25 protein-coding genes and 2 pseudogenes are annotated in these 26,939 nt (G+C 72.4%); 16 read left to right on the plus strand and 11 right to left on the minus strand.

What is annotated here, in order from left to right; all coding sequences use genetic code 11:
* Window positions 1-76: 76 nt before the first annotated feature.
* Both AC4IHM_RS25495 and AC4IHM_RS25500 read right to left on the minus strand, forming a co-directional pair.
* Window positions 77-847: a DeoR/GlpR family DNA-binding transcription regulator gene (locus AC4IHM_RS25495; RefSeq protein ID WP_490869330.1), complete on the minus strand. Its 771-nt coding sequence runs from the start codon at window positions 845-847 to the stop codon at window positions 77-79.
* Between the two features lie 272 nt (window positions 848-1,119).
* Window positions 1,120-1,929, minus strand: a complete 810-nt coding sequence (locus tag AC4IHM_RS25500; protein WP_490869331.1) for an NAD-dependent epimerase/dehydratase family protein — start codon at window positions 1,927-1,929, stop codon at window positions 1,120-1,122.
* 190 nt (window positions 1,930-2,119) lie between these two features.
* On the opposite strand from AC4IHM_RS25500, the gene AC4IHM_RS25505 reads away from it, so the two are divergent.
* Window positions 2,120-3,070, plus strand: coding sequence for a 5-dehydro-4-deoxyglucarate dehydratase (locus AC4IHM_RS25505; protein WP_490869332.1), 951 nt, complete (start codon window positions 2,120-2,122; stop codon window positions 3,068-3,070).
* On the plus strand, window positions 3,067-4,230 hold the full coding sequence (locus AC4IHM_RS25510) for a hypothetical protein (protein WP_490869333.1): 1,164 nt from the start codon (window positions 3,067-3,069) through the stop codon (window positions 4,228-4,230). The genes AC4IHM_RS25505 and AC4IHM_RS25510 overlap by 4 nt, the downstream gene beginning before the upstream one ends.
* 174 nt (window positions 4,231-4,404) lie before the next feature.
* Here AC4IHM_RS25510 and AC4IHM_RS25515 read toward each other — a convergent pair whose 3' ends face one another.
* The gene (locus AC4IHM_RS25515; RefSeq protein ID WP_490869334.1) at window positions 4,405-5,694 is read right to left on the minus strand and encodes an MFS transporter; all 1,290 of its coding nucleotides are present in this window, start codon (window positions 5,692-5,694) and stop codon (window positions 4,405-4,407) included.
* A gap of 256 nt (window positions 5,695-5,950) precedes the next feature.
* Here AC4IHM_RS25515 and AC4IHM_RS25520 point away from each other — a divergent pair, with 256 nt between their 5' ends.
* The 11 genes from AC4IHM_RS25520 (at window position 5,951) to AC4IHM_RS25570 (ending at window position 18,314) form a co-directional block, all read left to right on the plus strand.
* A complete protein-coding gene (locus tag AC4IHM_RS25520; RefSeq protein WP_490869335.1) occupies window positions 5,951-6,619 on the plus strand; it encodes a GntR family transcriptional regulator in 669 nt (222 codons plus the stop codon).
* Window positions 6,616-7,524, plus strand: coding sequence for a dihydrodipicolinate synthase family protein (locus AC4IHM_RS25525; protein ID WP_490869336.1), 909 nt, complete (start codon window positions 6,616-6,618; stop codon window positions 7,522-7,524). The genes AC4IHM_RS25520 and AC4IHM_RS25525 overlap by 4 nt, the downstream gene beginning before the upstream one ends.
* On the plus strand, window positions 7,521-9,251 hold the full coding sequence (gene araD / locus AC4IHM_RS25530) for an L-arabinonate dehydratase (protein ID WP_490869337.1): 1,731 nt from the start codon (window positions 7,521-7,523) through the stop codon (window positions 9,249-9,251). Before AC4IHM_RS25525 ends, araD begins: the two co-directional genes overlap by 4 nt.
* Window positions 9,252-9,347: 96 nt before the next feature.
* Window positions 9,348-10,283, plus strand: a complete 936-nt coding sequence (locus AC4IHM_RS25535) for a carbohydrate ABC transporter permease (RefSeq protein ID WP_490869338.1) — start codon at window positions 9,348-9,350, stop codon at window positions 10,281-10,283.
* Window positions 10,280-11,176, plus strand: coding sequence for a carbohydrate ABC transporter permease (locus AC4IHM_RS25540; RefSeq protein WP_490869339.1), 897 nt, complete (start codon window positions 10,280-10,282; stop codon window positions 11,174-11,176). The genes AC4IHM_RS25535 and AC4IHM_RS25540 overlap by 4 nt, the downstream gene beginning before the upstream one ends.
* On the plus strand, window positions 11,173-12,330 hold the full coding sequence (locus AC4IHM_RS25545; protein ID WP_490869340.1) for a Gfo/Idh/MocA family protein: 1,158 nt from the start codon (window positions 11,173-11,175) through the stop codon (window positions 12,328-12,330). Before AC4IHM_RS25540 ends, AC4IHM_RS25545 begins: the two co-directional genes overlap by 4 nt.
* A complete protein-coding gene (locus AC4IHM_RS25550) occupies window positions 12,327-13,172 on the plus strand; it encodes a DUF6807 domain-containing protein (protein WP_490869341.1) in 846 nt (281 codons plus the stop codon). Before AC4IHM_RS25545 ends, AC4IHM_RS25550 begins: the two co-directional genes overlap by 4 nt.
* A gap of 129 nt (window positions 13,173-13,301) precedes the next feature.
* On the plus strand, window positions 13,302-14,666 hold the full coding sequence (locus tag AC4IHM_RS25555; RefSeq protein WP_490869342.1) for an ABC transporter substrate-binding protein: 1,365 nt from the start codon (window positions 13,302-13,304) through the stop codon (window positions 14,664-14,666).
* A gap of 164 nt (window positions 14,667-14,830) precedes the next feature.
* Window positions 14,831-16,165: a pectate lyase family protein gene (locus AC4IHM_RS25560; RefSeq protein WP_490869343.1), complete on the plus strand. Its 1,335-nt coding sequence runs from the start codon at window positions 14,831-14,833 to the stop codon at window positions 16,163-16,165.
* Between the two features lie 77 nt (window positions 16,166-16,242).
* Entirely contained in the window at window positions 16,243-17,400 is a 1,158-nt protein-coding gene (locus AC4IHM_RS25565) for a pectinesterase family protein (protein ID WP_490869344.1), read from the plus strand.
* A 116-nt stretch (window positions 17,401-17,516) separates the two neighbouring features.
* Window positions 17,517-18,314, plus strand: a complete 798-nt coding sequence (locus tag AC4IHM_RS25570) for an HAD family acid phosphatase (RefSeq protein WP_490869345.1) — start codon at window positions 17,517-17,519, stop codon at window positions 18,312-18,314.
* 27 nt (window positions 18,315-18,341) lie between these two features.
* Here the strand turns inward: AC4IHM_RS25570 and AC4IHM_RS25575 are convergent, their stop codons facing one another.
* The 5 genes and pseudogenes from AC4IHM_RS25575 to AC4IHM_RS25595 all read right to left on the minus strand — a co-directional run bounded on the left by AC4IHM_RS25575 (window position 18,342) and on the right by AC4IHM_RS25595 (window position 22,529).
* The gene (locus AC4IHM_RS25575) at window positions 18,342-19,046 is read right to left on the minus strand and encodes a hypothetical protein (RefSeq protein WP_490869346.1); all 705 of its coding nucleotides are present in this window, start codon (window positions 19,044-19,046) and stop codon (window positions 18,342-18,344) included.
* The gene (locus tag AC4IHM_RS25580; RefSeq protein ID WP_490869347.1) at window positions 19,043-19,609 is read right to left on the minus strand and encodes a SigE family RNA polymerase sigma factor; all 567 of its coding nucleotides are present in this window, start codon (window positions 19,607-19,609) and stop codon (window positions 19,043-19,045) included. Before AC4IHM_RS25580 ends, AC4IHM_RS25575 begins: the two co-directional genes overlap by 4 nt.
* Window positions 19,610-19,745: 136 nt before the next feature.
* The gene (locus tag AC4IHM_RS25585; RefSeq protein WP_490869348.1) at window positions 19,746-21,200 is read right to left on the minus strand and encodes a peptidoglycan D,D-transpeptidase FtsI family protein; all 1,455 of its coding nucleotides are present in this window, start codon (window positions 21,198-21,200) and stop codon (window positions 19,746-19,748) included.
* A 65-nt stretch (window positions 21,201-21,265) separates the two neighbouring features.
* Window positions 21,266-21,752 (minus strand): annotated as a pseudogene (locus AC4IHM_RS25590) (GNAT family N-acetyltransferase).
* A gap of 3 nt (window positions 21,753-21,755) precedes the next feature.
* Window positions 21,756-22,529 carry an IclR family transcriptional regulator gene (locus AC4IHM_RS25595; protein ID WP_490869349.1) on the minus strand — a complete coding sequence of 258 codons (774 nt, stop codon included), beginning with the start codon at window positions 22,527-22,529 and terminating at the stop codon, window positions 21,756-21,758.
* A gap of 129 nt (window positions 22,530-22,658) precedes the next feature.
* Here AC4IHM_RS25595 and AC4IHM_RS25600 point away from each other — a divergent pair, with 129 nt between their 5' ends.
* The 3 genes from AC4IHM_RS25600 to AC4IHM_RS25610 all read left to right on the plus strand — a co-directional run bounded on the left by AC4IHM_RS25600 (window position 22,659) and on the right by AC4IHM_RS25610 (window position 25,441).
* Window positions 22,659-24,188 carry an aldehyde dehydrogenase (NADP(+)) gene (locus AC4IHM_RS25600; RefSeq protein WP_490869350.1) on the plus strand — a complete coding sequence of 510 codons (1,530 nt, stop codon included), beginning with the start codon at window positions 22,659-22,661 and terminating at the stop codon, window positions 24,186-24,188.
* A 103-nt stretch (window positions 24,189-24,291) separates the two neighbouring features.
* The gene (locus tag AC4IHM_RS25605) at window positions 24,292-24,900 is read left to right on the plus strand and encodes a DUF1349 domain-containing protein (protein ID WP_490869351.1); all 609 of its coding nucleotides are present in this window, start codon (window positions 24,292-24,294) and stop codon (window positions 24,898-24,900) included.
* A 37-nt stretch (window positions 24,901-24,937) separates the two neighbouring features.
* A complete protein-coding gene (locus AC4IHM_RS25610) occupies window positions 24,938-25,441 on the plus strand; it encodes a GNAT family N-acetyltransferase (protein WP_490869352.1) in 504 nt (167 codons plus the stop codon).
* A gap of 194 nt (window positions 25,442-25,635) precedes the next feature.
* On the opposite strand, the gene AC4IHM_RS25615 is transcribed toward AC4IHM_RS25610, so the two are convergent.
* The 3 genes and pseudogenes from AC4IHM_RS25615 to AC4IHM_RS25625 all read right to left on the minus strand — a co-directional run.
* Window positions 25,636-25,983, minus strand: coding sequence for a hypothetical protein (locus AC4IHM_RS25615; RefSeq protein WP_490869353.1), 348 nt, complete (start codon window positions 25,981-25,983; stop codon window positions 25,636-25,638).
* 193 nt (window positions 25,984-26,176) lie between these two features.
* Window positions 26,177-26,635, minus strand: a complete 459-nt coding sequence (locus tag AC4IHM_RS25620) for a hypothetical protein (RefSeq protein ID WP_490871023.1) — start codon at window positions 26,633-26,635, stop codon at window positions 26,177-26,179.
* A gap of 118 nt (window positions 26,636-26,753) precedes the next feature.
* Window positions 26,754-26,906 (minus strand): annotated as a pseudogene (locus AC4IHM_RS25625) (radical SAM protein); the annotation flags it as partial.
* Between the last annotated feature and the right edge of the window lie 33 nt (window positions 26,907-26,939).

The following is a 26,939-nucleotide window of genomic DNA, read 5'->3' on the forward strand; positions in this document are numbered from 1 at the left end:
CATTGGGGGTGAACGTGATGTGAAGGTGAATGCGGGGGGTGAATGTGGGGGTGCCCGGTGGGGGCCGGGCGGTTTCTCAGACGCGGATGACCTGCGGCCCGAGCAGCGAGTAGCGGTGGGCCTCCGCCGTGGGCAGCAGCGTGCTGGTGACGATGGCCTCCAGGGCGCCGACCTCCGCGAACCGGCAGAAGCTCACCGCCCCGAACTTGGTGTGCGCGCCGGCGAACACCGTGCGGCGGGCGGCCCGGATGGCCTGCGCCTTGACCTCGCTGACCGCGGGGTCGGGGGTGGTGAGGCCGTGCTCGCGGGAGATGCCGTTGGCGCCGATGTACGCCAGGTCGATGACGAAGCCGGCCAGCATCTTCGTCGTCCAGTGGTCGACGGTGGCCAGGGTGCCCGAGCGGACCCGGCCGCCGAGCAGCAGGACGGAGGTGTCGCCGGCCTCGGCGAGCGCGCCGGCGACCGGCAGGGACGCGGTGACCACGGTCAGCGGCCGGTCCCGGGGGAGGACCTCGGCGATGAGCTGGGGGGTGAAGCCCTCGTCGACGAAGACCGTCTCCGCGTCGCCGAGCAGCTCGGCCGCGGCGGAGGCGATCCGGCGCTTCTCGGGCACATGGCTGGTGGCGCGGAAGGCGAGCGTGGTCTCGAAGCCGGCGCTCTCCACGGGGTAGGCGCCGCCGTGGGTGCGGCGGACCAGGCCGTGGTCCTCCAGGGCGCGCAGGTCCCGTCGTACGGTCTCCTTGGCGACGCCCAGGTCGGCGGCGAGCGCGGTGACGTTGACCGAGCCGGTGGCGCGGGCGACCCGCACGATCTCGCGCTGGCGTTCTTCCGCCGTCTTCGTGCCCATGGCGAACACCTGCCCACCGCCTCGTTGCCGTGTCGTTGCCCGTTCGGGCCCGTGAGGACCCTGGGGGAAAGTTCTACAGCGGTCGCGTGGCACTGACCAGGCCTGTTGCGGACCCGATACTGACCGTTTGTGCCCGTTCACGTCGTCGGGCGTCCGTCGTCGACCTGGAAGGCAGCGGTTCGAGGGGTGAGAACGGGCAGTGCCACTGCCCGCGTACCCGCTCGGGCGGGCCCGTTCGGTGCCCGCTCGCATAAGGATGCGATCAGTTCCGGTCAGTACGGCCAGATCGGGGGGTCGGTCACGAAGTGGCCGCCCAGGCGGGCGTGCGCCGGGTCGTCCGGGTCGAGTTCGCCCTGTTCGGCGATGAGCCTGCCGGCGTACGGCTCGGAGTCGTCGCGCGGTTCGTAGCCGAGCGCCCGCGCGGAGGCGAGGTCCCACCACAGGCGGGTGTTGGCGGAGGAGCCGTGCACGACGGTGTGGCCGACGCCCTCGGCGGTCAGGGCGGCGTGGAAGAGGCGGGCGCCGTCGGCCGGGCTCAGCCAGATGGAGAGCATGCGCACGCTGGTCGGCTCGGGGAAGCAGGAGCCGATGCGCACCGACACGGTCTCGATGCCGTGCTTGTCCCAGTAGAGCTGGGCGAGGTCCTCGCCGAAGCACTTGGACAGGCCGTAGAAGGTGTCCGGGCGGTGCGGGGTGCCGACCGGGACGAGGGGGTCCGCGCCGCGCGGGCGCGGGGTGTAGCCGGTGGCGTGGTTGGAGGAGGCGAAGACGACACGGCGGACGCCCTCCTCGCGGGCGGCCTCGTACAGGTTGTAGGTGCCCTCGATGTTGGCCTTCAGGATCTTCTCGAAGGGGGCTTCCAGGGAGATGCCCGCCAGGTGGATGATCGCGTCGACGCCCCGGACCGCCTCGCGCACGGCCGCCCGGTCGGCGAGGTCGGCGACGACCGCGTCCGGCTCGCCCTCGACCGGGCGCAGGTCGAACAGGCGCAGTTCGTAGCCGTGGCCGGGGAGCAGGGCCCGCATCAGGGTGCCGAGGCCGCCGGCGGCGCCGGTGAGCAGGACGGTGCGGGGAGCGGGCATCCTCGGGACTCCTGGGTCTCCTGAAGCGGCATCCGTGCGAAAGAGTGCCTGACGTTCATATGCGTGGACACGCTAAGGAACCCGTGGTCACGCGTCAAGAGGGCCTGCTTGACGGCGTTTCCGGGGCGGCCTAGCGTGGTCGCGTTCAGAAATATAGACACAGATCACGGATATGGAATGGGGAGCGCCCGTGACCACAGCCCCTCTCGCCGCCCGGCTCACCGCCCCCACGGGGCCGCTGTTCTTCCCCGTCACGGCGTACGGTCCCGGCGGCGACCTCGACCTCGATGTCTACCGCACGCATGTGCGCCACGGGGCCGGGGCCGGGGCCGCCGCCGTGTTCGCCTGCTGCGGCACCGGTGAGTTCCACGCCCTCACGCCCGAGGAGTTCGCGGCCTGCGTCCGGGTGGCCGTGGAGGAGACCGCGGGGCGGGTGCCCGTGCTGGCCGGCGCCGGCTACGGCACCGCGCTCGCCGTGCGCTACGCCCGGCTCGCCGAGGAGGCCGGGGCCGACGGGCTGCTCGTCATGCCGCCCTACCTGGTGCTCGCCGGACAGGAGGGACTGGTGCGGCACTACCGCGAGGTGGCCGCCGCGACCTCCCTGCCCGTGATCGTCTACCAGCGCGACAACGCCGTGTTCACCCCGGGGAGCGTCGTCGAGCTGGCCCGCACGGACGGGATCGCCGGCCTCAAGGACGGGCTCGGCGACCTCGACCTCATGCAGCGCGTCATCAGCGCGGTCCGCACCGGGCTGCCCGGCGAGGACTTCCTGTACTTCAACGGGCTGCCGACCGCCGAGCAGACCCAGCTCGCCTACCGCGCCCTCGGCGTCACCCTGTACTCGTCCGCCGTCTTCTGCTTCGCCCCCGAGATCGCCCTCGCCTTCCACCGCGCGCTCCGCACCGGCGACGAGGCCACCGCGCACCGCCTGCTCGACGGCTTCTACCGGCCCTTCGTCGAACTGCGCGCCCGGGGCCGCGGATACGCCGTCGCCCTGGTCAAGGCGGGCGTACGGCTGCGCGGCCTGGACGTGGGGGAGGTGCGGACGCCGCTCCAGGAGCCGACCGGGGAGCATGTGAAGCAGCTCGCGCAGGTGATCGAGCGGGGCTACGCGCTGCTCGACGAGGAGGGCGGCAAGTGAGGGCGTCGGCGTTCGTCTACCCGTGGGACGTCAACGGCGACCCGGAGGCAGCCGCGTTCCTCGCCGGCCTCGGCGCGCGGCAGGTGACGCTCGCGTCCGCCTACCACTCCACCCGCGCCCTCACCCCCCGGCACCCGCGCCACCGCGTCGTCACCGCCGGGCACGCCGCCGCCCTCTACCTGCCGGGCGCCCGCTGGGAGGGCCGTGACCTGCGCCCGTACGAGGCCGGCGACTGGGCGCCGGGCGACGCCTGGGGCGAGGCCGCCGCCGCCCTCGCGGACGCGGGCCTGGAGGTGCACACCTGGGTCGTCCTCGCCCACAACTCCCGCCTCGGCGCCGAGCACCCGCACACCTCGGTCGTCAACGCCTACGGCGACCGCTACCCCTGGGCGCCCTGCGTCGCGCAGCCCGCCACGCGCGCCTACCTCACCGACCTGGCCGCCGAGGCGGCGGTGCGGCCCGGGGCGCGCGGCACCGAACTGGAGTCCCTCGGCTGGTACGGACTCGCCCATCCGCACGCCCACGACAAGACCGGCGGAGTCGGCCTCGGGGACGCCGGGCACTACCTGATGTCGCTGTGCTTCTGCCCCCACTGCCGGGCGGGATACGGCGGTCAGGGCCTCGACGCCGACGAACTGGCCGCCGCCGTACGCGCCGCGCTGGCACCGGTGTGGCGGGGTGAGGCGCCCTCCGGCGGGGGCTGGGCGGGCGTCGAGAAGCTGCTCGGACAGGCACCGGCGAACGCCACCCGCGCATGGCGGGACGAGACCGCCCGCACCCTCCAGGAGGCGGCGGTCATAGCCGTGCGCGCCGCCGCGCCCGACGGCTTCCAGGTCCTGCTGCACGCCGACCCGGTGTCCTACCACTGCGGCGCCAACGCGGGCGTGGACCCCGCGCACATCCTCTCCGTCGCGGACGGCGTGGTCGTGCCCTGCACGGGCGGCGCGGGCCTGCTGACCCCGTTCGCCGAGCAGGGCCGCACCGGCGCCGTCCTCGCCGCCAACCTCACCGTGGTCGCCGGCATGGGCGGCAGACCGGACACACTGGCCGCGGACACGGCACGCGCCCGCGACCTGGGCGCGACGGAACTGCGCCTGTACCACGCGGGGTTGGCGTCGGACGCAGACCTGACGGCAGTACGGTCGGCACTCACGCGCTGACCCCGGCATCCCGGCCGACGACCGGCCCAGGCCGCTTCCCGGCGCCGGTGGGCCGCGGTGCGCCTCGCGCGGGGTCGGCGGCGGCCTGCCGGTGCCGGTGGGTTGGCGGTGCTGAGCCGTGGCGGGGTGCGGGGGCCCGAGTCGTGTCCTGGCGCGCAGTTGGCCGCGGGCGCCTCACGCGGGGTCGGTGGTGGGCGGCGGTGTGGAGTCGGTGGTCTCGGGGGCGGGCTGCCGTGGGCCGCGGGACAGGGGCAGGGCCGTCGCCAGCAGGGCTGCGCCCAGGGTGGGCAGTAGGACGCGCAGGTCGGTCAGTTCCACCAGGGCCGCGCCCGCGGCCAGTCCGAGCACGTTCGGGATGAAGATCAGCGAGTTGGCCGTCGCGGAGACCCGGCCCAGCATCGCCCCCGGCGTCTCGCGCTGGACGGCGGTCATGGCGGCGATCAGCACCGCCGGCATCCCCGCCCCGGCCGCCGCCCAGGACGCCGGCGCCACCGCGTCGTACGGCACGGCCCGCACCGCCACCGCGACCGCCAGCAGCGCGATCCCGGCCGCCGCGAACCGCCGTTCGCCCAGCCCGCGCATGAGCGGCCCCGCCAGCAGCCCCACCGTCACCGAGCCCGCGCCCTGCGCGGCGTACAGCGCACCGGCGTACGCGGGGGAGTGACCCAGGGACTCGACGACGGCGTACACCGTGGCCCCGCAGACGCCCGCGCACAGCATCATGAGGCCGCCCGCGACGACGAGCGGACGCAGCCGGGGGTGCCCCCACAGATACCGGGCACCCTCGGCCGTCTGCCGCCGCCAGTTCACCGCGGGCCGCCCCGGCGGCGCCTCCCGCACCCGCACGGCCGCGTACAGCCCCGTGGCCAGCACGAACGTCATCGCGTCCAGCGCCGCCACACTCGCGCCGCCGTACGCGGCGTAGACGCCCGCCCCCGCCGGCGGCGCCACGAGCTTCATGCCCTCGGTGGCGGTCATGCGCAGTCCGTTGAAGTCGCCGAGCAGCGGCGGGCCGACGGCGGCGGCGACGAGCGCGGACTCGGCCGCATCGTGGACGACACCCGCCGCGCCGTACCCGAGGAGCACCAAGAACAGCAGCCACAGCCGGTCCGGCCCGTCCACGGCGAAGAGGGTGCACAGAAGGCCGGCCAGGAGCAGGTTCGTGGCGATCAGCAGCGGCTTGCGGCGGACGCGGTCCGCCAGCGTGCCCAGCGCCGGGCCCACCAGCGTCGGCGCCCACATCGCGAGCATGCACAGCGCCGCGAGCCCGTCCGATCCGGTGAGGTCCTTGACCCACACCCCGGACACCAGCCACAGCGCCGAGGTGCCGAAGCCGGACACCACCACCCCGGCGAGATACAGGCCCGCATTGCGGTCGCCCAGGACCCGGACCACGGGCCAGGCCGCCCCGTACCGGCGTGCCGCCCCCGTCGCCCTCGTCGCCCTTGTCTTTCTTGCCGTCATGACCGGTCAGCGTGGTTCTAAGGTGCCGCGGCCGGCATCGGGCAGATGCCCTACCGGACCTCCCGGCCGCCGGCGGATCCGGTCGCCGCCATCGGTCCGCCTCCCGAGCGAACCGGCCACCGGCCCGGGAAGCCGCGGATCCGCGAACTCCCTTTGTCCGAAGCATTGACGCGGCCCCGCGTCCCTCCTACCTTCAACGCGTCGTACTCCGTACGTCATATATGAGACGCGATACGCGATATCCCGAGAGGCGCGCATGACCTCTGTGCCCACGCCGATCCCCTCCCGCACGCAGTACGTGCTGGAGGAGATCAAACGCCGCATCCTCACCGGCCGGCTGACGCCCGGCCAGGCCCTGGTCGAGACCGACCTCGCCGCACAGTTCGGGGTGTCCAAGACACCGGTGCGCGAGGCGCTCAAGACGCTGGCCGGAACCGGACTGGTCGTGATGAGCCAGTACAAGGGCGTCACCGTGCGCATGGTGGACGCGGACATGGCGCGCGAGGTCTACGACGTGAGGCTCCTCCTGGAGCCCGAGGCCCTGCGGCGCGCGGTCCGCCGCGAGGCCCCCCTGGACGCCGCCCGCGCCGCGCTGACCCGCGCCGACCGGGCCACGGACACGGCCGAACGGTCCCTGGCCAACCGGGAGTTCCACCGCGCCCTGTACACGCCGTGCGGCAACCCGCTGCTCGGCCGGATGCTCGACGAGGTCCGCGACCAGGCCGCCCTCGTCTCCGCCGTCGCCTGGGCCGCCGACCCCTCCTGGGAACGGGAGGCCGGCGAGCACCAGGAGATCCTGCGCCTCGCCCTGGCCGGCGACGCGGACGGCGCGGCCCGCGCCCTCCACGCGCACATCGCGTCGTTCGTCGAGCGGGCCTTCCCCGAAACGGGAACCCGGGCCCAGGAAGAGGACGGTCAGGCATGACAGCGACGTTCGAGACCCAGCGGGCGGCCCTGGCCGACGTGGTGGCGATCCCGGTGACCCCGTTCGCCGCGGACGGCTCCGTCGACCCCGCCCGCTACCGGGCCCTGCTGCGTCGTCTCCTCGACGGCGGCATCACGACCCTCACCCCCAACGGCAACACCGGCGAGTTCTACGCCCTCTCCCCGGCGGAGCGCCGCCTCGTCACCGAGCTGACGGCCGAGGAGGCCGGCGACCGTGCCGCGATCCTGGCCGGCGTCGGGCACGACGTGCCGACCGCGGTCGCCTCCGCGCGGCACGCCCGCGACCTGGGCGTGCCGATGGTGATGGTCCACCAGCCCGTCCACCCCTACGTCTCCCAGGACGGCTGGGTCGACTACCACCGCGCCATCGCCGAGGCCGTCCCCGAACTGGGCGTCGTGCCCTACCTCCGCAACGACCGGCTCACCGGCGCCCGCCTCGCCGAACTCGCCGACGCCTGCCCCAACGTCATCGGCGTGAAGTACGCCGTCCCGGACGCCGCCAGATTCGCCGGCTTCGCCCGCGACGCCGGCCTCGACCGGTTCGTCTGGGTCGCGGGCCTGGCCGAGCCGTACGCGCCCTCCTACTTCTCCGCGGGCGCCACCGGCTTCACCTCCGGTCTGGTGAACGTCGCCCCCGCCGTCTCGCTGAACATGATCGAAGCGCTTCGATCCGGCGACTACGCGGGCGCCATGAAGGTCTGGGAGCAGATCCGCCGCTTCGAGGAACTGCGCGCCGCCGACGGATCCGCCAACAACGTCACCGTCGTCAAGGAGGCCCTCGCCTCGCTCGGCCTGTGCCGCAGGGAGGTCCGCCCGCCCAGCAAGCCGCTGCCCGAGGCCGAGCGCGCCGAGGTCGCCGCCATCGCCGCGGGGTGGTCGATATGACCCCCAGGAAGTCCCCGGAACAGCTCCGCAGCCACCAGTGGTACGGCACGGAAGGGCTGCGCTCCTTCAGCCACCGCGCCCGCACCCGCCAGCTCGGCTACCTGCCCGAGGAGCACCTCGGCAAGCCGGTCATCGCCGTCCTCAACACCTGGTCCGACATCAACCCCTGCCACGTCCACCTGCGCGAGCGCGCCCAGGCGGTCAAGCGGGGCGTCTGGCAGGCGGGCGGCTTCCCGCTGGAGTTCCCGGTCGCCACGCTCAGCGAGACCTTCCAGAAGCCGACCCCGATGCTCTACCGCAACCTCCTCGCCATGGAGACCGAGGAACTGCTGCGCTCCTACCCGGTCGACGGCGCCGTGCTGATGGGCGGCTGCGACAAGTCCACCCCCGCCCTGCTCATGGGCGCCGCCTCGGTGGACCTGCCCGCGGTCTTCGTGCCCGCCGGGCCCATGCTCCCCGGCCACTGGCGGGGCGAGACCCTCGGCTCCGGCACCGACATGTGGAAGTACTGGGACGACAAGCGGGCCGGCCTCGTCGGCGACTGCGAGATGCAGGAACTGGAGAGCGGCCTGGCCCGCTCGCCCGGCCACTGCATGACGATGGGCACGGCCTCCACGCTGACCGCCGCCGCCGAGGCCCTCGGCATCACCGTCCCGGGCGCCTCCAGCATCCCGGCCGTCGACTCCGGGCACGACCGGATGGCCGCCGCGGCGGGCATGCGCGTCGTGGAACTGGTCCACCGGGACCGGAAACCGAGCGACATCCTCACCGCCGACGCCTTCGAGGACGCCGTCACCACGGTGCTCGGCCTCGGCGGCTCCACCAACGCCGTCATCCACCTGATCGCCATGGCCGGCCGCGCCGGTCTCGCCCTCACCCTCGACGACTTCGACCGCGTCGCCCGCACCGTCCCGGTGCTGGCCAACGTACGCCCCGGCGGACAGACGTACCTGATGGAGGACTTCCACTTCGCCGGCGGCCTGCCCGGCTTCCTCTCCCGCATCCCGGACCTGCTCCACCTGGACCGGCCCACCGTCTCGCACGACACCATGCGCGAGCAGATCGCGGGCGCCCGGGTGCACCACGACGACGTGATCCGCCCCCGGGACAACCCCGTCGCGGACGAGGGCGGGGTCGCCGTACTGCGGGGCAACCTCTGCCCCGACGGCGCCGTCATCAAGCACATCGCCGCCGAACCGCACCTGCTCGAACACACCGGCCCCGCGGTCGTCTTCGACGACTACCGGACGATGCAGCGCACCATCAACGACCCGGCGCTGAACATCACCGCCGACAGCGTGCTGGTGCTGCGGGGCGCAGGACCCAAGGGCGGTCCGGGCATGCCCGAGTACGGGATGCTGCCCATCCCCGACCACCTGCTCAAGCAGGGCGTACGCGACATGGTCCGGATCTCCGACGCCCGGATGAGCGGCACGAGCTACGGCGCGTGCGTGCTGCACGTGGCGCCCGAGTCGTACGTCGGCGGACCGCTCGCGCTGGTCCGCACCGGCGACTCGATCACCCTCGACGTGGCGGCGCGCTCCCTGCGGCTGTGCGTGGACGACGCGGAACTGGAGCGCCGCAGGGCCGCGTGGACGCCGCCGCCCGCCCGCCACGAGCGCGGCTACGGCGCCCTCTACAACGAACAGATCACCCAGGCCGACACCGGCTGCGACTTCGAGTTCCTGGCCCGTCCGGGCAAGGCGCAGGACCCGTACGCCGGCTGACCCCCTCCCTCCGGGGCGGGCGACCGCACACCCCTGCCCGTGGAGAAAGCGCTTCCCGCACGACCCGCGCACGACGTACCAGAACGGAGAACTGTCATGGCCCGAGCCGCAGCCGTGGCGAAACCGCCCGAGCCACCCCGGCGGCGCCGTGCCTCCGCCACCCCGCGCAGGCTCCCGTACCTGCTGATCGGACCGGCCGCCCTGCTGATGCTGGGCTTCATCGCCTACCCGGTCATCAGCGTCTTCTACTACAGCCTGCGCGACTACAACCCCACCAAGCCGTGGCGGAACGGCTTCGCGGGCCTCGACAACTTCGTCAGGATCTTCACCGAGGACCCGATGTTCCGGGACACCCTCGTCTTCAGCGCCAAGTGGGTCTTCGTCGAGGTCGGGCTGCAACTCCTCCTCGGTCTGGCACTGGCCCTCATCGTCAACCAGACCTTCGTCGGCCGCGGCGTCGGGCGCGCCCTGGTCTTCTCCCCGTGGGCCGTCTCCGGCGTGCTGACCTCCGCCATCTGGGTGCTGCTCTACAACTCCCAGACCGGCATCACCCGTTACCTCGCCGACCTGGGCATCGGCGAGTACGGCACCAGCTGGCTGTCGGACACCTCGACCGTGTTCTCCGCGGCGGTCGTCGCCGACCTGTGGCGCGGCGTCCCCTTCTTCGCGATCCTCATCCTTGCCGACCTCCAGTCCGTCCCGAAGGACCTGTACGAGGCCGCCGAGGTCGACGGGGCGAGCCGGCTCAAGCAGTTCTGGCACATCACGCTGCCGCACCTGAAGGACGCCATCATCCTGTCCACGCTGCTGCGCGCGGTGTGGGAGTTCAACAACGTCGACCTGCTCTACACCCTGACCGGCGGCGGACCCGCGGGCGAGACCACGACCCTGCCGCTCTACATCGCCCACACCAGCATCGACGCCCACGACTTCGGCTACGCGTCGGCCCTCACCACGGTCGCGTTCGTGATCCTGCTCTTCTGCTCGATCGTCTATCTGCGGCTGAGCAAGTTCGGAGGCGAGAACAAGTGATCACCAAGGAAGCCACCGCGACCGCGCCCGCCCCCGCGCCGGCCGCCCCCGCACCGCCGCGGCCCGGCAGGAGGCGCCCGGCCTGGGACGAGGTACCCCGCCGGCAGATCTATCTGCCGCTCGGCGGCTATCTGGTCTTCACCCTGATCCCGTTCTACTGGATCCTGCTCTTCGCGCTGCGGCCCGCCGGATCGACCTCGCTCGTGCCCTGGCCGGTCACCTCCGAGCACTTCGAGAAGGTGTGGACCGACCGGAGCTTCGGCACCTTCTTCCAGAACAGCGTGCTGGTCGGCCTCGCGACCCTGGTGATGACCACCCTCGTCGCCCTGGCCGGCGGCTACGCCCTCGCCCGGTTCGACTTCAGGATCAAGCGGGCCTTCATGCTCGGCCTGCTCTGCTCCCAGTTCGTGCCCGGCGCGCTGCTGCTGGTCCCGCTCTTCGAGATCTTCGCGAAACTCCAGATGATCAACTCGCTGTTCAGCGTCATCATCGCCGAGACGGTCTTCCAACTGCCGCTGTCGATGATCCTGATCAGCAACTTCATCAAAAACGTGCCGCCCTCCCTGGAGGAGGCCGCCTGGGTCGACGGCTGCGGCCGGCTCAGGGCCTTTTTGATCGTCGTGCTGCCGCTGCTGCGGCCGGGACTGATCGCCGTCGGCTCCTTCGCCTTCGTGCACTCCTGGAACCACTTCCTGTTCGCCCTGATGTTCCTCAACAACCAGGACAAGCAGACCGTCCCGGTCGGCCTCAACACCCTGATGAGCGCGGACAGCGTCGACCTCGGCGCGCTCGCCGCGGGCGGCATCATCGCGGCCGTCCCCGTGGTGCTCGTGTTCGCCTTCATCCAGAAGTGGCTGATCACCGGCTTCAGCGCGGGGGCGGTGAAGGGATGAGCGCGCTGCCCGTCGTCCTCGCCGGCGCCCGCGGTCACGGCCGCTGGCACGTCGCCAACATCCGCCGTCTGGAGCGGGCGGGACTGGTCCGGCTCGCCGGCATCTGCGAGCTGACCCCGCTGACCGAGGAGGAGGCCGGTGGCGGACTCCCCGAGCAGTCCGCCGACTTCGGCGCCCTGCTCGACTCCACCGGTGCCCGGGTCGCCGTCGTCTGCACGCCGATCCCCACCCACACCGAGCTGGCGCTGACCGCCGCCCGCAAAGGCGTGCACCTGCTGCTCGAGAAGCCCCCGGCACCCTCGTACGCCGAGTTCCGCCGCATGGCCGACGGGGTCGCCGAGGCCGGCGTCGCCTGCCAGATCGGCTTCCAGTCGCTCGGCTCGCACGCCGTGCCGGCCATCCACGAGCTGGTCGCCGAGGGCGCGATCGGCGAGGTGACCGGCATCGGCGGAGCCGGCGCCTGGGTGCGCGACGAGGCCTACTTCCGCCGGGCGCCCTGGTCGGGCAGGCGGCGGCTGAACGGCGCCGACGTGATCGACGGGGCGCTGACCAACCCCCTCGCGCACGCCGTCGCCACCGCCCTCGCGCTCGGCGGCGGCACCCGCGCCGAGCACGTCACGGGCGTCGAGACCGAGCTGAGCCACGCCAACGACATCGAGGCCGACGACACCTCCTGCGTACGGATCACCACGGCGCGCGGACCCCGTGTCACCGTCGCCGCGACCCTGTGCGCGCGGCGGGCCGCGGAACCGTACGTCCTGGTGCACGGCACCAGCGGCCGCATCACCTTCTGGTACAAGCAGGACCGCGTCCTGCTCCAGCGCGGCGGCCACGGCCCCGAGGAGTACGAGTACGGCCGCACCGACCTGCTGGAGAACCTGGTCGCGCACCTCACCACCGGCGCCGGCCTGCTGGTCCCGCCGGACGAGACGGGCGCCTTCATGCGGGTGGTGGAAGCGGTCCGCCGGGCCCCCGACCCCGAGCGGCTGCCCGACGCCGCCTGGCACCGCGTCCCCGGCGAGGGCCGCCGCGTGGTCCCCGGCGTCGAGGCGCTCGTGGCGGGCGCCGCCGAGACCCTCCGCCTCTACTCCGAGCTGGGCGCCCCCTGGGCGCCGCGCACCGAACACCCGCTGAACGAGGTGAGTCCACGATGACCGGCCACGACTCCCCGGTACTGCGGGTGGCGGGCCGCCCCGTCGCCCGCTACGTGACCCGGCCCGCGCTGCCGCTCCGGCTCTCCCCGCGCCCCTACCTGCACCCCGTCACCACCCTGGCCGGCACCGCCGTCACCGAGTGCGGTCCCGCCGACCACCTCCATCACCTCGGCGTCGGTGTCGCCGTTCCCGACGTCGAGGGGCACAACTTCTGGGGCGGGCGCACCCATGTGCGCGACCGGGGGCCGACCGAGCTGCACAACCACGGCGCCCAGCGGCACACCGCCTTCCAGCTCCGCGACCCCGACGGCTTCGTCGAGGAGCTGCGCTGGGTCGCCACCGGCACCGAGCTGCTGCGCGAGCGCCGCACGGTCGCGGCCATGGAACTCACCGCCACCGCCTGGGCGCTGGACTTCACCTTCTCCCTCACCAACGTCACCCCCGCCCCGCTCACCATCGGCAGCCCCGCCACCAACGGGCGCCCCGGCGCGGCCTACGGCGGCTTCTTCTGGCGCGCCCGCAAGGAGAGCGCGGCGCCCGGGGTCTTCACCGCCGATCGCGCGGGCGAGCGGGAGGTCCACGGCAGCCGCGCCGACTGGCTCGCCCTGACCGGCGGCGCCTGGACGCTGGTGTTCGCCGGCGCCACCGAACGGACCCGGCGGGACCCGTGGTTCGTGCGCACCGAGGAGTACCCGGGCGTGGGCTCCTGCCTGGCCCACGACGACCGGGTGGCCCTCGCCCCGGGCGACACCCTCGTCCGCCGGATCGTCACCGTCGTCGCCGACGGCCGCCTCGACGCCGAGGGCGCCGCCGGCCTCGTACGAAGGGCGGTGGGCCCGTGATCCCCGACCGGCCCGAACCGGCCGTCACCCACTGACCTCCCCCACGGGATCGGCACGTCACCGCTCCACCGCTCCACCGCACTTCTCCGTCTCATCGCTCCGTTGGACCCAGCAGAAGAGAGCCGACCAATGAAGATCAGCAATCTCAGCAGCACAAGCGCGGGCAGGCGCCGGGCCTCGGCCGCCGTCGCCCTCGCGGCCGTGCTCGCGCTGACCGCCACCGCCTGCGGTGACGACGGCAGCGGGGCGGGCGGCGACAAGGGCGCCGAGGGCAGCGGCAAGGGGAAGATCGTCTTCTGGGACAACAACGGCGGCATCCGCACGGTCGTGTGGAAGGAGATCATCGCCGACTTCGAGAAGGCGAATCCGGACATCGACGTGGAGTACGTCGGGATCGCCGCCACCGAGTACCAGTCCAAGGTCGACACCGCCATCCAGGGCGGCGGACTGCCGGACGTCGGCGGTGTCGGCTCGGCGATGCTCGCCGGGTTCTCGGCCCAGAACGCCCTGGAGCCGCTGGACGACCGGCTCGCCGACTCCTCCCTGGACGGCAGGCTCAACAAGGACATGGTCGAGTCCCTTAAGGCGGCCGGCGGCGGCGACGGCACGCTGTACTCGGTGCCGACCTCCGCCAACAACGGCGTCCTCTACTACCGCACCGACCTGTTCGAGAAGGCCGGGCTTGAGGCGCCGACGACGTGGGACGCCTTCTACACGGCCGCCGAGAAGCTGACCAGGGCGGACCGGAACGAGTTCGGCTACACCATCCGCGGCGGCTCCGGCTCGATCGCCCAGGCGCTCGACGCGATGTACGGGCAGTCCGGCATCACCTCGTTCTGGGACGCCGGAAAGAAGAAGACCACCGTCAACGACCCGAGGAACGTCGAGGCGCTGGAGAAGTACGCGGCCCTCTACAAGAAGGTCACGCCGGCCGCCGACGTCAACAACGACTTCGCCAAGATGGTCGCCCAGTGGGACTCCGGCACGATGGGCATGCTCAACCACAACCTGGGCTCCTACCAGGACCACGTCAAGGCGCTCGGGGCCGACAGGTTCCGCGGCATCCCGCAGCCGGTCGGCGCCTTTGGCAAGCGGGTCCAGGTGTCCAACCCGGTCGACGGGCTCGGTGTGTTCAGGAGTTCCAAGAACAAGGAGGCGGCCTGGAAGTTCATCGAGTTCGCCACCTCGCACGAGGCGAACTCGAAGTTCAACGAGTCGGCCGGGCAGGTGCCGTCCAACACCGAGGCCGCGAAGGACGCGTGGATCCAGAAGGCCGAGCCCACGAAGCTGGCGGCCCAGGCGCTCGGCGACGGCTCCACGACCATCGTCCAGTTGCCGTACTACCTGCCGGACTGGAACACGATCTCCAAGGCCGACAACGAGCCGAACTTCCAGAAGGTGCTGCTCGGGAAGACGAGCGCGAAGGCGTTCCTCGACACGATGGCCGAGCAGTTGAACGAGGCCCAGGCCGAGTGGAACGAGCAGATGGGCTAGCCGCAGGCGGCGGCTGTCCCGCCCCTCCTTTTCAGCCCGCCGGGCGCGGAGATCCCCGAGTCCCGGATCGGCCGCCCGCCCGCGCCGGCCACCGCGTCGCCCTACTGGTCGCCGCCCCACCTCGCGTTCCCCGACTCACGACCCCGACCAAGGAGAGCCGCACCATGAACACATCTGTATGGCATGGGCATGCCACGAAGAGAGTCGTCGCGCTGGCCGGCTGCACCGCCCTGGTGCTGAGCCTGACCGCCGCCACCGCCGAGGCCCGCCCCGGTCACCACCTCCGGCGTGACGCCGCCCGGCAGACGCTGCCCGCGAACGACGGCTGGGCCTCCCAGGGCACCGGCACCACCGGCGGCGCCGCCGCCGACGCGGAGCACGTGTACACCGTCACCGACTGGGCCGGGTTCAGGGCCGCCCTCGCCGCCGACGGCACCGCGCCGAGGATCATCAAGGTGAGGGGCACCGTCGACGCCGCCGCCGAGGGCTGCGAGGCCTTCGCCGCGCCCGGCTACGACCTCGACGCCTACCTGGAGAAGTACTCCCCAGGGAACTGGGGCCTGGAGAGGGACCTGAGCGACGAGCCCGACGACAGCCCCGAGGGCCTGCGCCGTGCCTCCGCCGCCGCGCAGGACCGGTCCGTCAAGGTGAACGTCCCCTCCGACACCACCATCATCGGCGTCGGCCCCGACGCCGGCCTCAAGGGCGTCAGCCTGCAGATCAAGGGCGTGGACAACGTCATCGTCCGCAACCTGACCTTCGAGAGCCCCGTGGACTGCTTCCCGCAGTGGGACCCCACGGACGGCGACCGGGGCAACTGGAACTCCGAGTACGACAGTGCCGTCGTGTACGGGTCGACGCACGTCTGGCTGGACCACAACACCTTCACCGACGGCGAGCACCCCGACAGCGCGGCGCCGACCTACTTCGGCATGCTGTACCAGCAGCACGACGGCCAGCTCGACATCGTGCGCGGCGCCGACTTCGTCACCGCGTCCTGGAACGTGTTCACCGAGCACGACAAGACGATCCTGATCGGCAACAGCGACAGCGAGTCCACCGCCGCCGAGGACCGCGGGCACCTGAAGGCGACCTTCCACCACAACCTGTTCCAGGGCCTCGTCGAGCGCGCGCCCCGCGTCCGGTTCGGCCAGGTCGACGTTTACAACAACCACTTCGTGGCCGACGAGGGCTACGGCTACAGCCTCGGCGTCGGCAAGGAGTCCCAACTCGTCGCCGAGCACAACGCCTTCACCCTGCCGGACGGCATCAGTGCCGCCAAGGTGCTCAAGCGGTGGAACGACTCGCCGCTCACCGCCGCGCACAACCGCGTCAACGGCCGCACCGTCGACCTGATCGCCGTCCACAACGCGGAGTTCCCGCAGGAGACGCTCCGCCCCGGCGCCGGCTGGCGGCCCACCCTGCGCACCGCGGTCCTGCCCGCGCCCGCGGTCCCCGCCGCCGTCGACCACGGCGCGGGCGCCGGCCGCCTGCGCTGACGCCCCCGAACCGAGGGCCGGGGCGAGCACACCGCCCCGGCCCCGCGGACCCGCATCCCGCCCGAAGGAGCACCCGCATGCACCGACCCGCCCCGTCCCGCACGGGATTGTCCCGAAGGGGACTGTCCCGCAGGGGATTCCTCCTGACGACCGCCGGCGCGGGCGCCGCCCTCGGCCTCGCGGCCGGCCCCGCCGTCGCCGGCGCCCCACCGCGCCCGCGTCCCTTCGGCCGGTACGGCTCGCCGGCCGCCCGCCGCACCCCGCAGACCCTGTACGTCGACCCGCACGGCCGCGGCGACTTCACCTCCGTCCAGGCCGCCGTGACCGCCGCCCGGGACAGCGGCTGGACGCTGGTCCTCGCCCCCGGCACCTACCGCGAGACGGTCCTCGTGGACGCCGACCGCACCGAGGCCACGTGGCTCGGCGCCGCCGAGGACCCGCGCGATGTCGTCGTCGTGTACGACAATGCGGCCGACACCCCGAGGCCCGACGGCTCCGGCACCCACGGCACCAGCGGCTCCGCCACCTTGACCGTGCGGGCCGACGGCTTCACCGCCCGCGGGATCACCTTCGCCAACGACTGGCTGCGCGCCGACCACCCCGGCTGGACCGGCACCCAGGCCGTCGCCGTCAAGGTCATGGGCGACCGCTCCGCCTTCCACGCGTGCCGCTTCCTCGGCCACCAGGACACCCTCTACGCCGACACCCGCGACCTCGGCCTCTTCGCCCGCCAGTACTACGACCACTGCTATGTCGAGGGCGACGTTGACTTCGTCTTCGGCCGGGCGACCGCGGTGTACGAGAACTGCGAGTTCCGCACCCTGGACCGCACCGACCTCGCCTCCGCCCCCTACGGCTTCGTGTTCGCGCCGTCCACGGCGGGCGCCAACCCGCGCGGCTACCTGGTGACTCGGGGGAGCGTCGGCAGCGAGGCCCCCGACGGCCGGTACAAGCTGGCCCGCCCCTGGGTGCCCAGCTCCGACCCCACCGCCCGCCCGATGCTCACCGTGCGCGACACCCACCTCGGCGCGGGCATCGACGCGGTGGCGCCCTACGCCGACATGCAGGCCGAACACCCCTGGCAGCAACAGCGGTTCCGCGAGTACCGCAACACCGGTCCCGGCGCCGAGGTCACCGTCCCGGAGAACCGGCCCCGGCTTACCGACACCGAGGCCGCGGCGCACACCCGGGAGGCCTACCTCGGCGACTGGCGGCCGTACGACCAGCCCCGCTGACCCGCCCGCCGGGGCGGTCACGGGAGCGGCTTGACGCGATTTTTGCCAGATAAAAGGGTGCGAAACCGGCCACGGGTCTCGCGCCCACCCGGGCGACGCGCGTAGAAACATGTGTCATGCATAAACCATTGCGCATCGCGACCGTCACCACCGCCTGTGCCGTCGCCGGTGCCGTCCTGTACGGCACCGGCGCCGCCACCGCCGACCAGTCCACGGCCAACTCCACCCACGAGCCGTACAACATCGGCGTGCTGGCCAAGGACATCGACGCCTACTACGGCACCACACTCGACGCCGACGGTGTCTACCAGGCCTCCCCCGACAGCCCGTACGCCGACGACCTGGCCCGGGTCGACGCCGCCGCCAGGAAGCAGATCGACCGGGCGGCCCGCGCGGCGCACCACAACCACGACAGGCCCGCGGTCGTCTTCGACATCGACGACACGCTGCTCCTCAGCCTCGACTACGAGAAGAAGAACAACTACGGCTACGACAGCGCCACCTGGGCCGCCTACGTCAACAAGGCCGACCGCCCGGCCGTCCCCGGCAGCCCCGCCCTCGTCCGGTACGCGGACAAGCGCGGCGTCGAGGTCTTCTACAACTCGGGCCTGAGCGAGGCACAGCGCGCCGCCGCCGTCGAGAACCTGAAGAAGGTCGGCGCCGACGTCAACCTGGACACCGGCCACATCTTCCTCCAGGACAAGGCGAATCCGCCGTCCTACCTGTCCCACTGCGCCACCCCCGGCGCCTGGACCTGCACCACCGTGCAGTACAAGTCGGCCACCCGCAGGCACATCGAGCGGGACCTCGGCTACGACATCGTCGGCAACTTCGGCGACCAGTACTCCGACCTCCAGGGCGGCTACGCCGACCGGACGTACAAGCTGCCCAACCCGACGTACTTCGTCGAGTAGCCCTCACCGGCGGGGTCGTACGGGTGGTCAGCGCGCCTGATCGGCCGTGAAGTCGCCCTCGGCCGAGAGCCGTTCGGACCCGGCGGTGGCCGTCACGAAGTAGCGGTCGCCGCGCGCGTCCCGGTCGCCGGGTGCGTGGTCGTACTGTCCGGCGAACACCCACTCGCCGGCCGGGACCGTACGGCCCCGCTTGAGCGTCCACCGGTACACCAGGAAGCCGTCCCGCTCCCCGACCGCGAACGTGAAGTCGTCCTCCGGCAGCGACCGCCAGGCGCCGGTGGAGGCGACCGATCCCGTCTGCGCCACCCTGAGTTCGACGGTGAGCGCGGTCAGCGGCTCACCGGTCCGCAAAGTGATGTCGCTCTGCGCCCAGAACTCGTTGCTGTGCGGGTCCACCGAGCCGTCCGACCACAGCGGGCCGTCCTCGGCCGACGGGGCGGGCGCCGGGGCCGGCGAGGCGGCGACCGAGCGCTGCGCGGGGGCGTCCTCCTGCACCGCCGACGCGACCGCCCAGCCGCAGGCCGCCAGGACGCCCGCCACCGCGGCCGTCGCCCCGGCCACCCGCACCCAGCCCGGCGGCCGACGGTCCGCGTACCGGCGGCCGGGGCGGTCCCGGCCCGCCATGCCGTCCTCGACCCGGGCCAGGATGCGCGCCCGGTCGGGCTCGTGCGCCCCGGCCGCCTCGCGCAGCCGGGCGCGCAGCCCCTCGTCCACGTCCTGCCGCCCGGTCATCGCTTCCCTCCCGCGGCCCCACCACTGTGCGCGATCGCGGCGTGCACCTGCTTCCCGGCCGCCCGGGTGCCGAGCGACCGCTGCAGTTCGGCCATCCCCCTCGACGTTTGGCTCTTCACCGTACCCACCGAGATGCCCAGGGCGAGCGCCGTGTCCTTCTCGGAGAGGTCGAAGGCGTGCCGCAGCACCACGCACGCCCGCTTGCGAAACGGCAGCCGGCGCAGCGCCTCCCGCACATCCACCGCGCCCGCGATGTCCGGGTTCTCCGTCCGCTCCTCGCGCTGCGACCAGAACAGGGCCACCCGCCGGCGCTCGCGCACCGCGCTGCGGATCCGGGTGCGGGCGAGGTTGGCGACGACTCCGCGCGCGTACGCGGCCGGGTGGTCGGCCGCGCGGACCCGGTCCCAGCGGTGCCACAGCGCCAGCAACGCGTCCGCCGCGAGGTCGTCGGCGGCGTCCGGATCGCCGGTCAACAGATGTGCCAGGCGCGAGAGTTCGGCGTAGTGGCGTTCGAAGAAGGCGTGGAACTCCGCGGAGGCGGCGGCGTCGACGGCTGTCCTCACGGGCGGACTCTCCTCCCAGCGGCGGTCCCGGCGTCGAACAGCCGTGCGCCGGGCCGGGATCCGGAACTGTAGCAGCGTTCGGCGCACCGGTACGGTGCGTCGAACGCCGTATGACAGACCGAACCTCCGGGGAAGGTCAGCTCCTCAGCGCCGCCTCCATCATCGCCTTGGCCACGGGAGCGGCCAGGCCGTTGCCGCTGACCTCGGAGCGGGCCGCGTCGGACTGCTCGACGACGACCGCCACGGCGACCTCCCGGTCCGAGGAGCCGGACTTGGCGTACGCGGTGAACCAGGCGTACGGCGTCTTGCTGTTGTTCTCGCCGTGCTGGGCCGTGCCCGTCTTGCCGCCCACGGTCGCGCCGGAGATCCGCGCGTTGGACCCCGTGCCCTTCTCGACGACGGTCTCCATGGCCGACCGCAACTGCTCGGCGGTGGCGGAGCTGACGATCCGCTTCGAGTCCGCGTCGGAGTCGTCCTCCAGGACATCGCCGCCGCCGTCGGTGATCCGGGAAACCATGTGCGGGGAGACCAGCTCACCGCCGTTCGCGAGGGCCGCCGACACCATCGCCATCTGCAGCGGGGTCGCCGTCACGTCGAACTGGCCGATGCCCGTCAGGGCCGTCGAGGAGCGGTCCATGTCCTTCGGGTACACGCTGGTGTACGCCCGTACCGGCACGTCCTGCGTCTCGTCGTTGAAGCCGAACTTCTCGGCCATGGCCCGCAGCTCGTCCTGACCGAGGTCGACGGCCATCTTCGCGAAGACGTTGTTGCACGAGTACTGGAGCGCGGTGCGGATCGTGGCGTTCTCGCAGGGGGCGGCCGGGTTCTCGTTGGCCAGGTCCGTCGTGGTGTCCGGCAGCCGGTACGGATCCGGGCTGTCGGTCTTCTCGTCCACCGATCCGTACAGCCCGTTTTCCAGCGCGGCGGCCGCCACGACCAGCTTGAACGTCGAGCCCGGCGGCAGTGGCCGGCGCAGCGCGCGGTTGGTCAGCGGCTTGTCCGGGTCCTCGGTGAGCTTCTTCCAGGCCGCGGCGGCGGTGTTGGCGTCGGTCAGCGACGAGGGGTCGTACGACGGCGTCGACACCACCGACAGGATCTCGCCCGTCCTCGGGTCGATCGCCACGGCGGCGCCCTTGGTCTCGCCCAGCGCCTCGGACCCGGCCTTCTGCACGTCCGGATCGATGGTGGTGATCACATTGCCGGGCTCGGCCCGGGTGCCGGTGACGGTGTCCGTCACGGTTTTCAACCGGGGGTCGCTGCCGTCGAGCAGATCCTGGTAGATGCCCTCCAACTGCGTGGGCGCGTACGACTGCGAGGCGTAGCCCGTCACCGCCGCGTACAGCGCGCCGTTCTCGTACGTGCGCTTGTAGGCGAGGTCGCCGTCCTTCGTCGGCGCCGATCCGGTGACCGAACGGCCGGCCACGACGATGTTCCCGAGCGGCGCCGCGTACGTCTCGATCGCGCCCCGCCGGTTGTCCTTGCTGTCCGCGAGCGCCCGGCCCTCGTAGAACTGCACCCAGGTCGCCCTGACCAGCAGAGCGAACACCAGGAGCAGCGTGAGGACCGAGGCGCGCCTGATCGTCTTGTTCATCCCGCCGACAAGGACGAACGGGGCGGAGGGAATCGTTCCCTCTGCCCCGTTTTCTCATCGTCCATTCATGAAAGGCCGCCCGTTCGGGAGAGATGCAGCACGACTTCGTCGATCTCCTCGCCCCGGGCCGGGGCGAATCCCCGGGCCCTGGCGCTCGTCTCGAAGCCGCACTTCTCCAGCACGCGCCGCGACCCGGTGTTGTCGGCCGCCGCCCGCGCGTACAGCGGGCGGTCCGGCACCTCGGCGAGCAGGGCCCGCAGCGCCGTCGTGGCCACGCCCCGGCCCCAGTACGCCCGGTCCACCCAGTACGTCACCTCGCGCTCGCCCGGCTGCCCGTACACCGCCGCGCTGCCGACGACATCACCGTCGCCGAGGATGGTCCGCACGACGTTCGGACGAGGCCCGGATCCTGCGCCAGTGGGCCGTGAACGCGTCCCAGTCGGCCGGATCCTCGGGGGTGAAGGCGGCCATGCGCTGGGCCTCCGGGTCGTTCATCTGCCGGAAGAAGACCGGCAGATCGCTGTCGTGAACCTCGCGCAGAGCGATGTGCATGCCTCAGAGCCTACGCGTGGCCAGTGTCAGCCGGTCGCGCGCGTCGAACAGCGCGTCCTTGACCATCTGCTCGTGCGCGGGCGTCAGCCGCGCCACCGGCACCGAGCAGCTGATCGCGTCCCGCGCCGGGGTGCGGTAGGGGATGGCGACGCCGAAGCAGCGCAGCCCCAGCGTGTTCTCCTCGCGGTCCACGGCGAAGCCCCGCTCGCGCACCTGGCGCAGCTCCTCGATGAGCTTCTCCCGGTCGGTGATCGTGTGCTCGGTCAGCGCGAGCAGCGTTTCGGGCAGCATCTTGCGGACCTGCTCGTCGCTGTACGTGCTCAGCAGCGCCTTGCCCAGCGATGTCGAGTGCGCGGGCAGCCGGCGGCCGACCCGGGTGAAGGGGCGCAGGTAGTGCTGCGACTGGCGGGTGGCCAGATACACGACGTTCGTGCCGTCCAGCCGGGCGAGGTGGATGGTCTCCGTGGTGTCGTCGGAGAGCCGGTCGAGCGTCGGCCGCGCCGCCGCGACCACCTCGTCGCCGTCGATGTACGAGGTGCCGACCAGCAGCGCCCGTACGCCGATCCCGTACCGCGTGCCGGTCGCGTCCGTCTCCACCCAGCCCAGCTCCACCAGCGTGCGCAGCAGCATGTAGAGGCTGGACTTGGGGTAGCCGACGGCCTCCTGGACCGACGCGAGGGAGTGCATGCCGGGGCGTCCGGCGAAGTATTCGAGCAGTTCAACCGTCCGCACGGCGGACTTGACCTGCGCTCCGCCCCCCGTCACGCCAGCCGACATCGCCCTTGACCCCTTCGTTCGACGGGAAATAGTCTCGACAGCATATTCACCATCAGAGACAGCGTTCAGTATATCGAACGAGTCCAGATGTACGGCACGTCCGATGCAGAGCATGTGAAGGGACCCGCGGTGGCAGCAGCACCAGTCTGGAGTGTCGACCCCCGTACCGGGAAGCAGCGGGAGCAGGTCGCGGTGGAGGCCACGGCCCAGGAGGTGGACACCACCGTCCGCGCCGCGCACGCCGCCCGGGGCGCCCTCGCCGACCGCACCGTCCGCGCGGCCTTCCTGCGCACCGCCGCCGACGAGCTGAAGGCGGCCGAGGGCACCCTCGTCGAGGTGGCCGACGCCGAGACCGCGCTCGGCCCGGTCCGGCTCACCGGTGAACTCGCCCGCACCTGCTACCAACTGCGCGCCTTCGCCGACATCGTGGACGAGGGCGAGTTCCTCGGTGTCGTCGTCAACCACCCCGACGACACCGCGACCCCGCCGATCCCGGACCTGCGCCGCTACAAGGTCCCCCTCGGCGTCGTCGCCGTCTACTCGGCCTCCAACTTCCCCTTCGCCTTCTCCGTGCCGGGCGGCGACACCGCGAGCGCCCTCGCGGCCGGCTGCCCGGTCGTCGTCAAGGCCCACCCCGACCATCCGGCCCTGTCCGAGCTGGTCGCCAAGGTGCTGCGCAGGGCCGCCGCCCGGCACGGCGTCCCGGACGGCGTCCTCGGCCTGGTGCACGGCCTGGAGGCGGGCATCGAACTGATCGAGCACCCGCTGGTGGCCGCGGCGGGCTTCACGGGTTCCGTCCGCGGTGGCCGCGCGCTGTTCGACGCCGCCGCGGCGCGTCCGGTGCCGATCCCCTTCCACGGCGAGCTGGGTTCGCTCAACCCGGTCGTCGTCACGGAGGCCGCGGCCGCCGAGCGCGCGGAGGCGATCGGCGCGGGGCTGGCCGGTTCGACGACCCTGGGCGTCGGCCAGTTCTGCGTGAAGCCGGGCCTGGTCCTGGTGCCCTCGGGCGCCGCCGGCGACGGCCTGGTCAAGACCCTCACGGACGCGGTCAGCGACACCGAGGCCGGCGTGCTCCTGGACCACCGCATGCGGGACAACTTCGTCGCCGGCGTCGCCGAGCGCATCGCGCTGCCCGACGTGGACTCCCCGGTGACACCGGGCGCGGGGGGCGAGCACACCGTCAGCGCCGGGTTCCTCACGGTGCCGGCCGGGCGGCTGACGGCGAAGGGCGAGCACGACCTGCTCCTTGAGGAGTGCTTCGGGCCGGTCACCGTGGTGGCCCGCTATCAGGACCAGGACGAGGTGCGGGAGGTGCTGTCCCGGCTGCCGGGGAACCTCACGGCCACCGTGCAGCTCTCCGCCGCGGAAGCGGCGGGGGAGGGGCGCGGCGCGGAGCTGCTGGCCGAGCTGACGCCGCTGGCGGGGAGGGTGCTGGTGAACGGCTGGCCGACGGGCGTCGCGGTCGCCGCGGCCCAGCACCACGGGGGGCCGTACCCGGCCACGACATCGACCTCCACGTCGGTGGGCGGCACCGCCGTGGAGCGATGGCTGCGACCGGTCGCCTACCAGGGAACCCCCGAGGCACTGCTGCCACCGGAGCTGCGGGACGACAACCCGCTGGGGCTGCCGCGGCGGTTCAACGGGGTGCTTGAGCGGTAGTGCCGCGGGGGCGCGGTGGTGTACCGGCCACGGCGCCGCCGTGGCCGGTCGCGCGGTTCCCCGCGCCCCCGAGAGGCCTGAGCTGCCCTGACATACTCGGTCGATGGACATGAAGCTTCCCGAACTGCCGTTCTCCCTGCGTCCCTACGGGCCCGACGGCCACTGGACCTACGAAGGCGGTGTGCTCACCGGCGTCGCCGGGGCCCGGCAGGACCGGTTCGTGCCGCCGACCGGCGAGGCGCTGGAGTCCGTGTCCGACGCGCCGCGGCTGCTGGGGGCGCCCGAGGGGGACTTCCAGCTGATCGCCCGTGTCACCGTCGGGTTCGGCGCGGCCTTCGACGCCGGGGTCCTCTATGTGCACGTGGGGGAGCGGGCCTGGGCCAAGCTGTGCCTGGAGTACTCCCCGAGCGCGCCCACCGTCTGCACGGTGGTCACCCGGGGGCACTCCGACGACTGCAACTCCTTCCCCGTGGAGGGGAGTTCCTTCTGGCTCAGGGTCAGCCGCAGCGGGCGGGCCTTCGCCTTCCACGCCTGCGCCGACGGTGAGCGCTGGACCTTCGTCCGGCTGTTCACCCTGGGCGGCGAGGAGGAGACCGGCGCGGCCCTGGTCGGCTTCCTGGCCCAGGCGCCCACGGGGGAGGGCTGCGTGGCGACCTTCGACCACCTGGAGTTCCGGGCGCACTGGCCGGCCGACCTGCGCGACGGGAGCTGAGGCAACCGGAGGGGCCGGTTCCCGCGTCCTGGGTTGCATGATCGACGAACCTGCGACCGCAAGCCTGGTGATCCGTACCGTCCTGCCCGCCGAGGCCCGGACCGTCGCCGCCCTGCACGCACGGGCCAGGGCGACCTACTACCCGGACGGCCCGCCCGACGACGGCTTCGACCCGGTCGCCGCCTGGCGCACCGCCGCCGAGCGCCCCGAAGGGCACGTGCTGTGCGCCGTGGAGCGGGGCGGCCTCGTCGGCGTCGCCTCCTTCCGGGTCCCGGAGGGCGGCCCGGCGGACACGGTCAAGCTGTTCCAGTTCCACGTCGATCCCGACCACTGGCGCTCCGGTGTCGGCACCGCCCTGCACACGGCCTGCGTCGAGCAGTGGCGGGTCGACGGCATGCGGGAGGCCGTCCTCGACGTACACGTCGACAACCGGCGCGCCCAGGCCTTCTACGCCCGCCGGGGCTGGCACCCCGACCCCGGGAACCCGCCCGCCGAGGGCGACCACCACCTGTCCCTGCGCCTTCGCGTACCCGGGGAATGAGGCCAGCCGCCCGAACGTTTCACGCACGTGCGGAGAGGGCCTCCGCGGCCGTACGACCGACATCGCCTGCCCTTGGACCAACAGAGCCATAGGTTAGCGCACCCGGTCTGACCTGCATAGATGCACGGAGAGGCCCCGCCCATGCGCCACGGGGGAAAGCGCACAAGCGGGGCCGTCAAAGGGGGTACAGCCGGTCAGCCAGGGGTCCGCACCGAGGCCGTCTGAGCGCGCAAGTCCGCGAGACGACGTTGGTACAGCGGGCCGATGGCATGCGCGCCCCTGGCCTCGCTCGGGGTGGCCTGTTCGATCAGGTGATGGGAAACCGCCCGGAGGTGAGCGGCCCACGCGATCACGTGCTGTTGAGCCGTCCGCCCGCATGCCTGTGGTTCACCAGGAAGGCACAGCGGAAGATCCGGCCCGAGCTTGTTAGCTGCGTGCCGGACGTACCGAGCGATGGTCAGCCATTCATCCTCGGTCCGCCGAATGGCGTTTCCGTCGCCTTCCCACCCCCACGGGCCGAAGTCGTCCCCGTGATCGTCCATGCGTGCGCTCCCTCATGATCAGCGGATTAGGCCGGTGCGCCGATCGTAGCCGCGCTGTCCGCTTCCCTGGGGTCACAGTGCCCGACCGAGGGAACGCACGGACCGCACGGTCCGCACATGGGCAGGAATTGCGGAGGAGTGCACGACTGGACACCATCGCCGTGAACCGCCGCGATATCGGCCGCAACGTCGGTCATCTGCGCGCCGCCCCAGATATCGGAGATCGGCTTTCCAGCACGTTCCCGATGGTCAGGAATCGACCGAGGACGCACGGCCACACGTCACCGGTCGGGCCGATGGCGCATTTCTCGTGGGCGCAGTGCCCGCACAGATCAGCGATGGTCGGCGCGGCCCCCTGACTCGCTCTCCCGAATGCGCGGGTGCGGTCTCCGCCGACCGTGCCGACACCGAGCGCCGTAAGGTCCTGCGCCGCTTCCTGCACTTGCTGTCCGTCCCGCACGGCGACGACTCCACCCCGCAGCGGGATACCGAGGGACAGCGCCTTTTGCACGTTGGCGCGAGTCTTCTTGTGCGCCCCTCGGAGTTGCGTCACCGCGTCGTGTTCCTCGGCGCTGTCCGAGTAGTACGACGTGGCGAGCTTGACGCCGTACTCCGTGAATGCGTCCCACAGTTCCGGGCGAATGTGGGTCATGTTCGAGAACACCTCGATACCGAGGCCCCGCCCGTGAGCGTGCTTGATCAGCGCGGACAGACTCGGGTAGCGTCGGCTCTCCCCCGATGAACTGAACGTCCAGGGTGCCCATGTCGGCAAGCTGGTCAATCACGTTCAGCCAGTCCCGCACGGTCATGGTTCCGTGTGTTCCCTTGGGCCCGCTGTCCGCGTAGCAGTGATCACAGAACTCATTGCAGAGTCCCGTGATCTCAAGCCACGTGAATAAGAGACGGTTTCCGGCAGTGCTCATCGTGCGTCTCCTTACACCTGGGGTTTGGAAACC

It is taken from the genome of Streptomyces sp. SL06 (assembly GCF_058244745.1).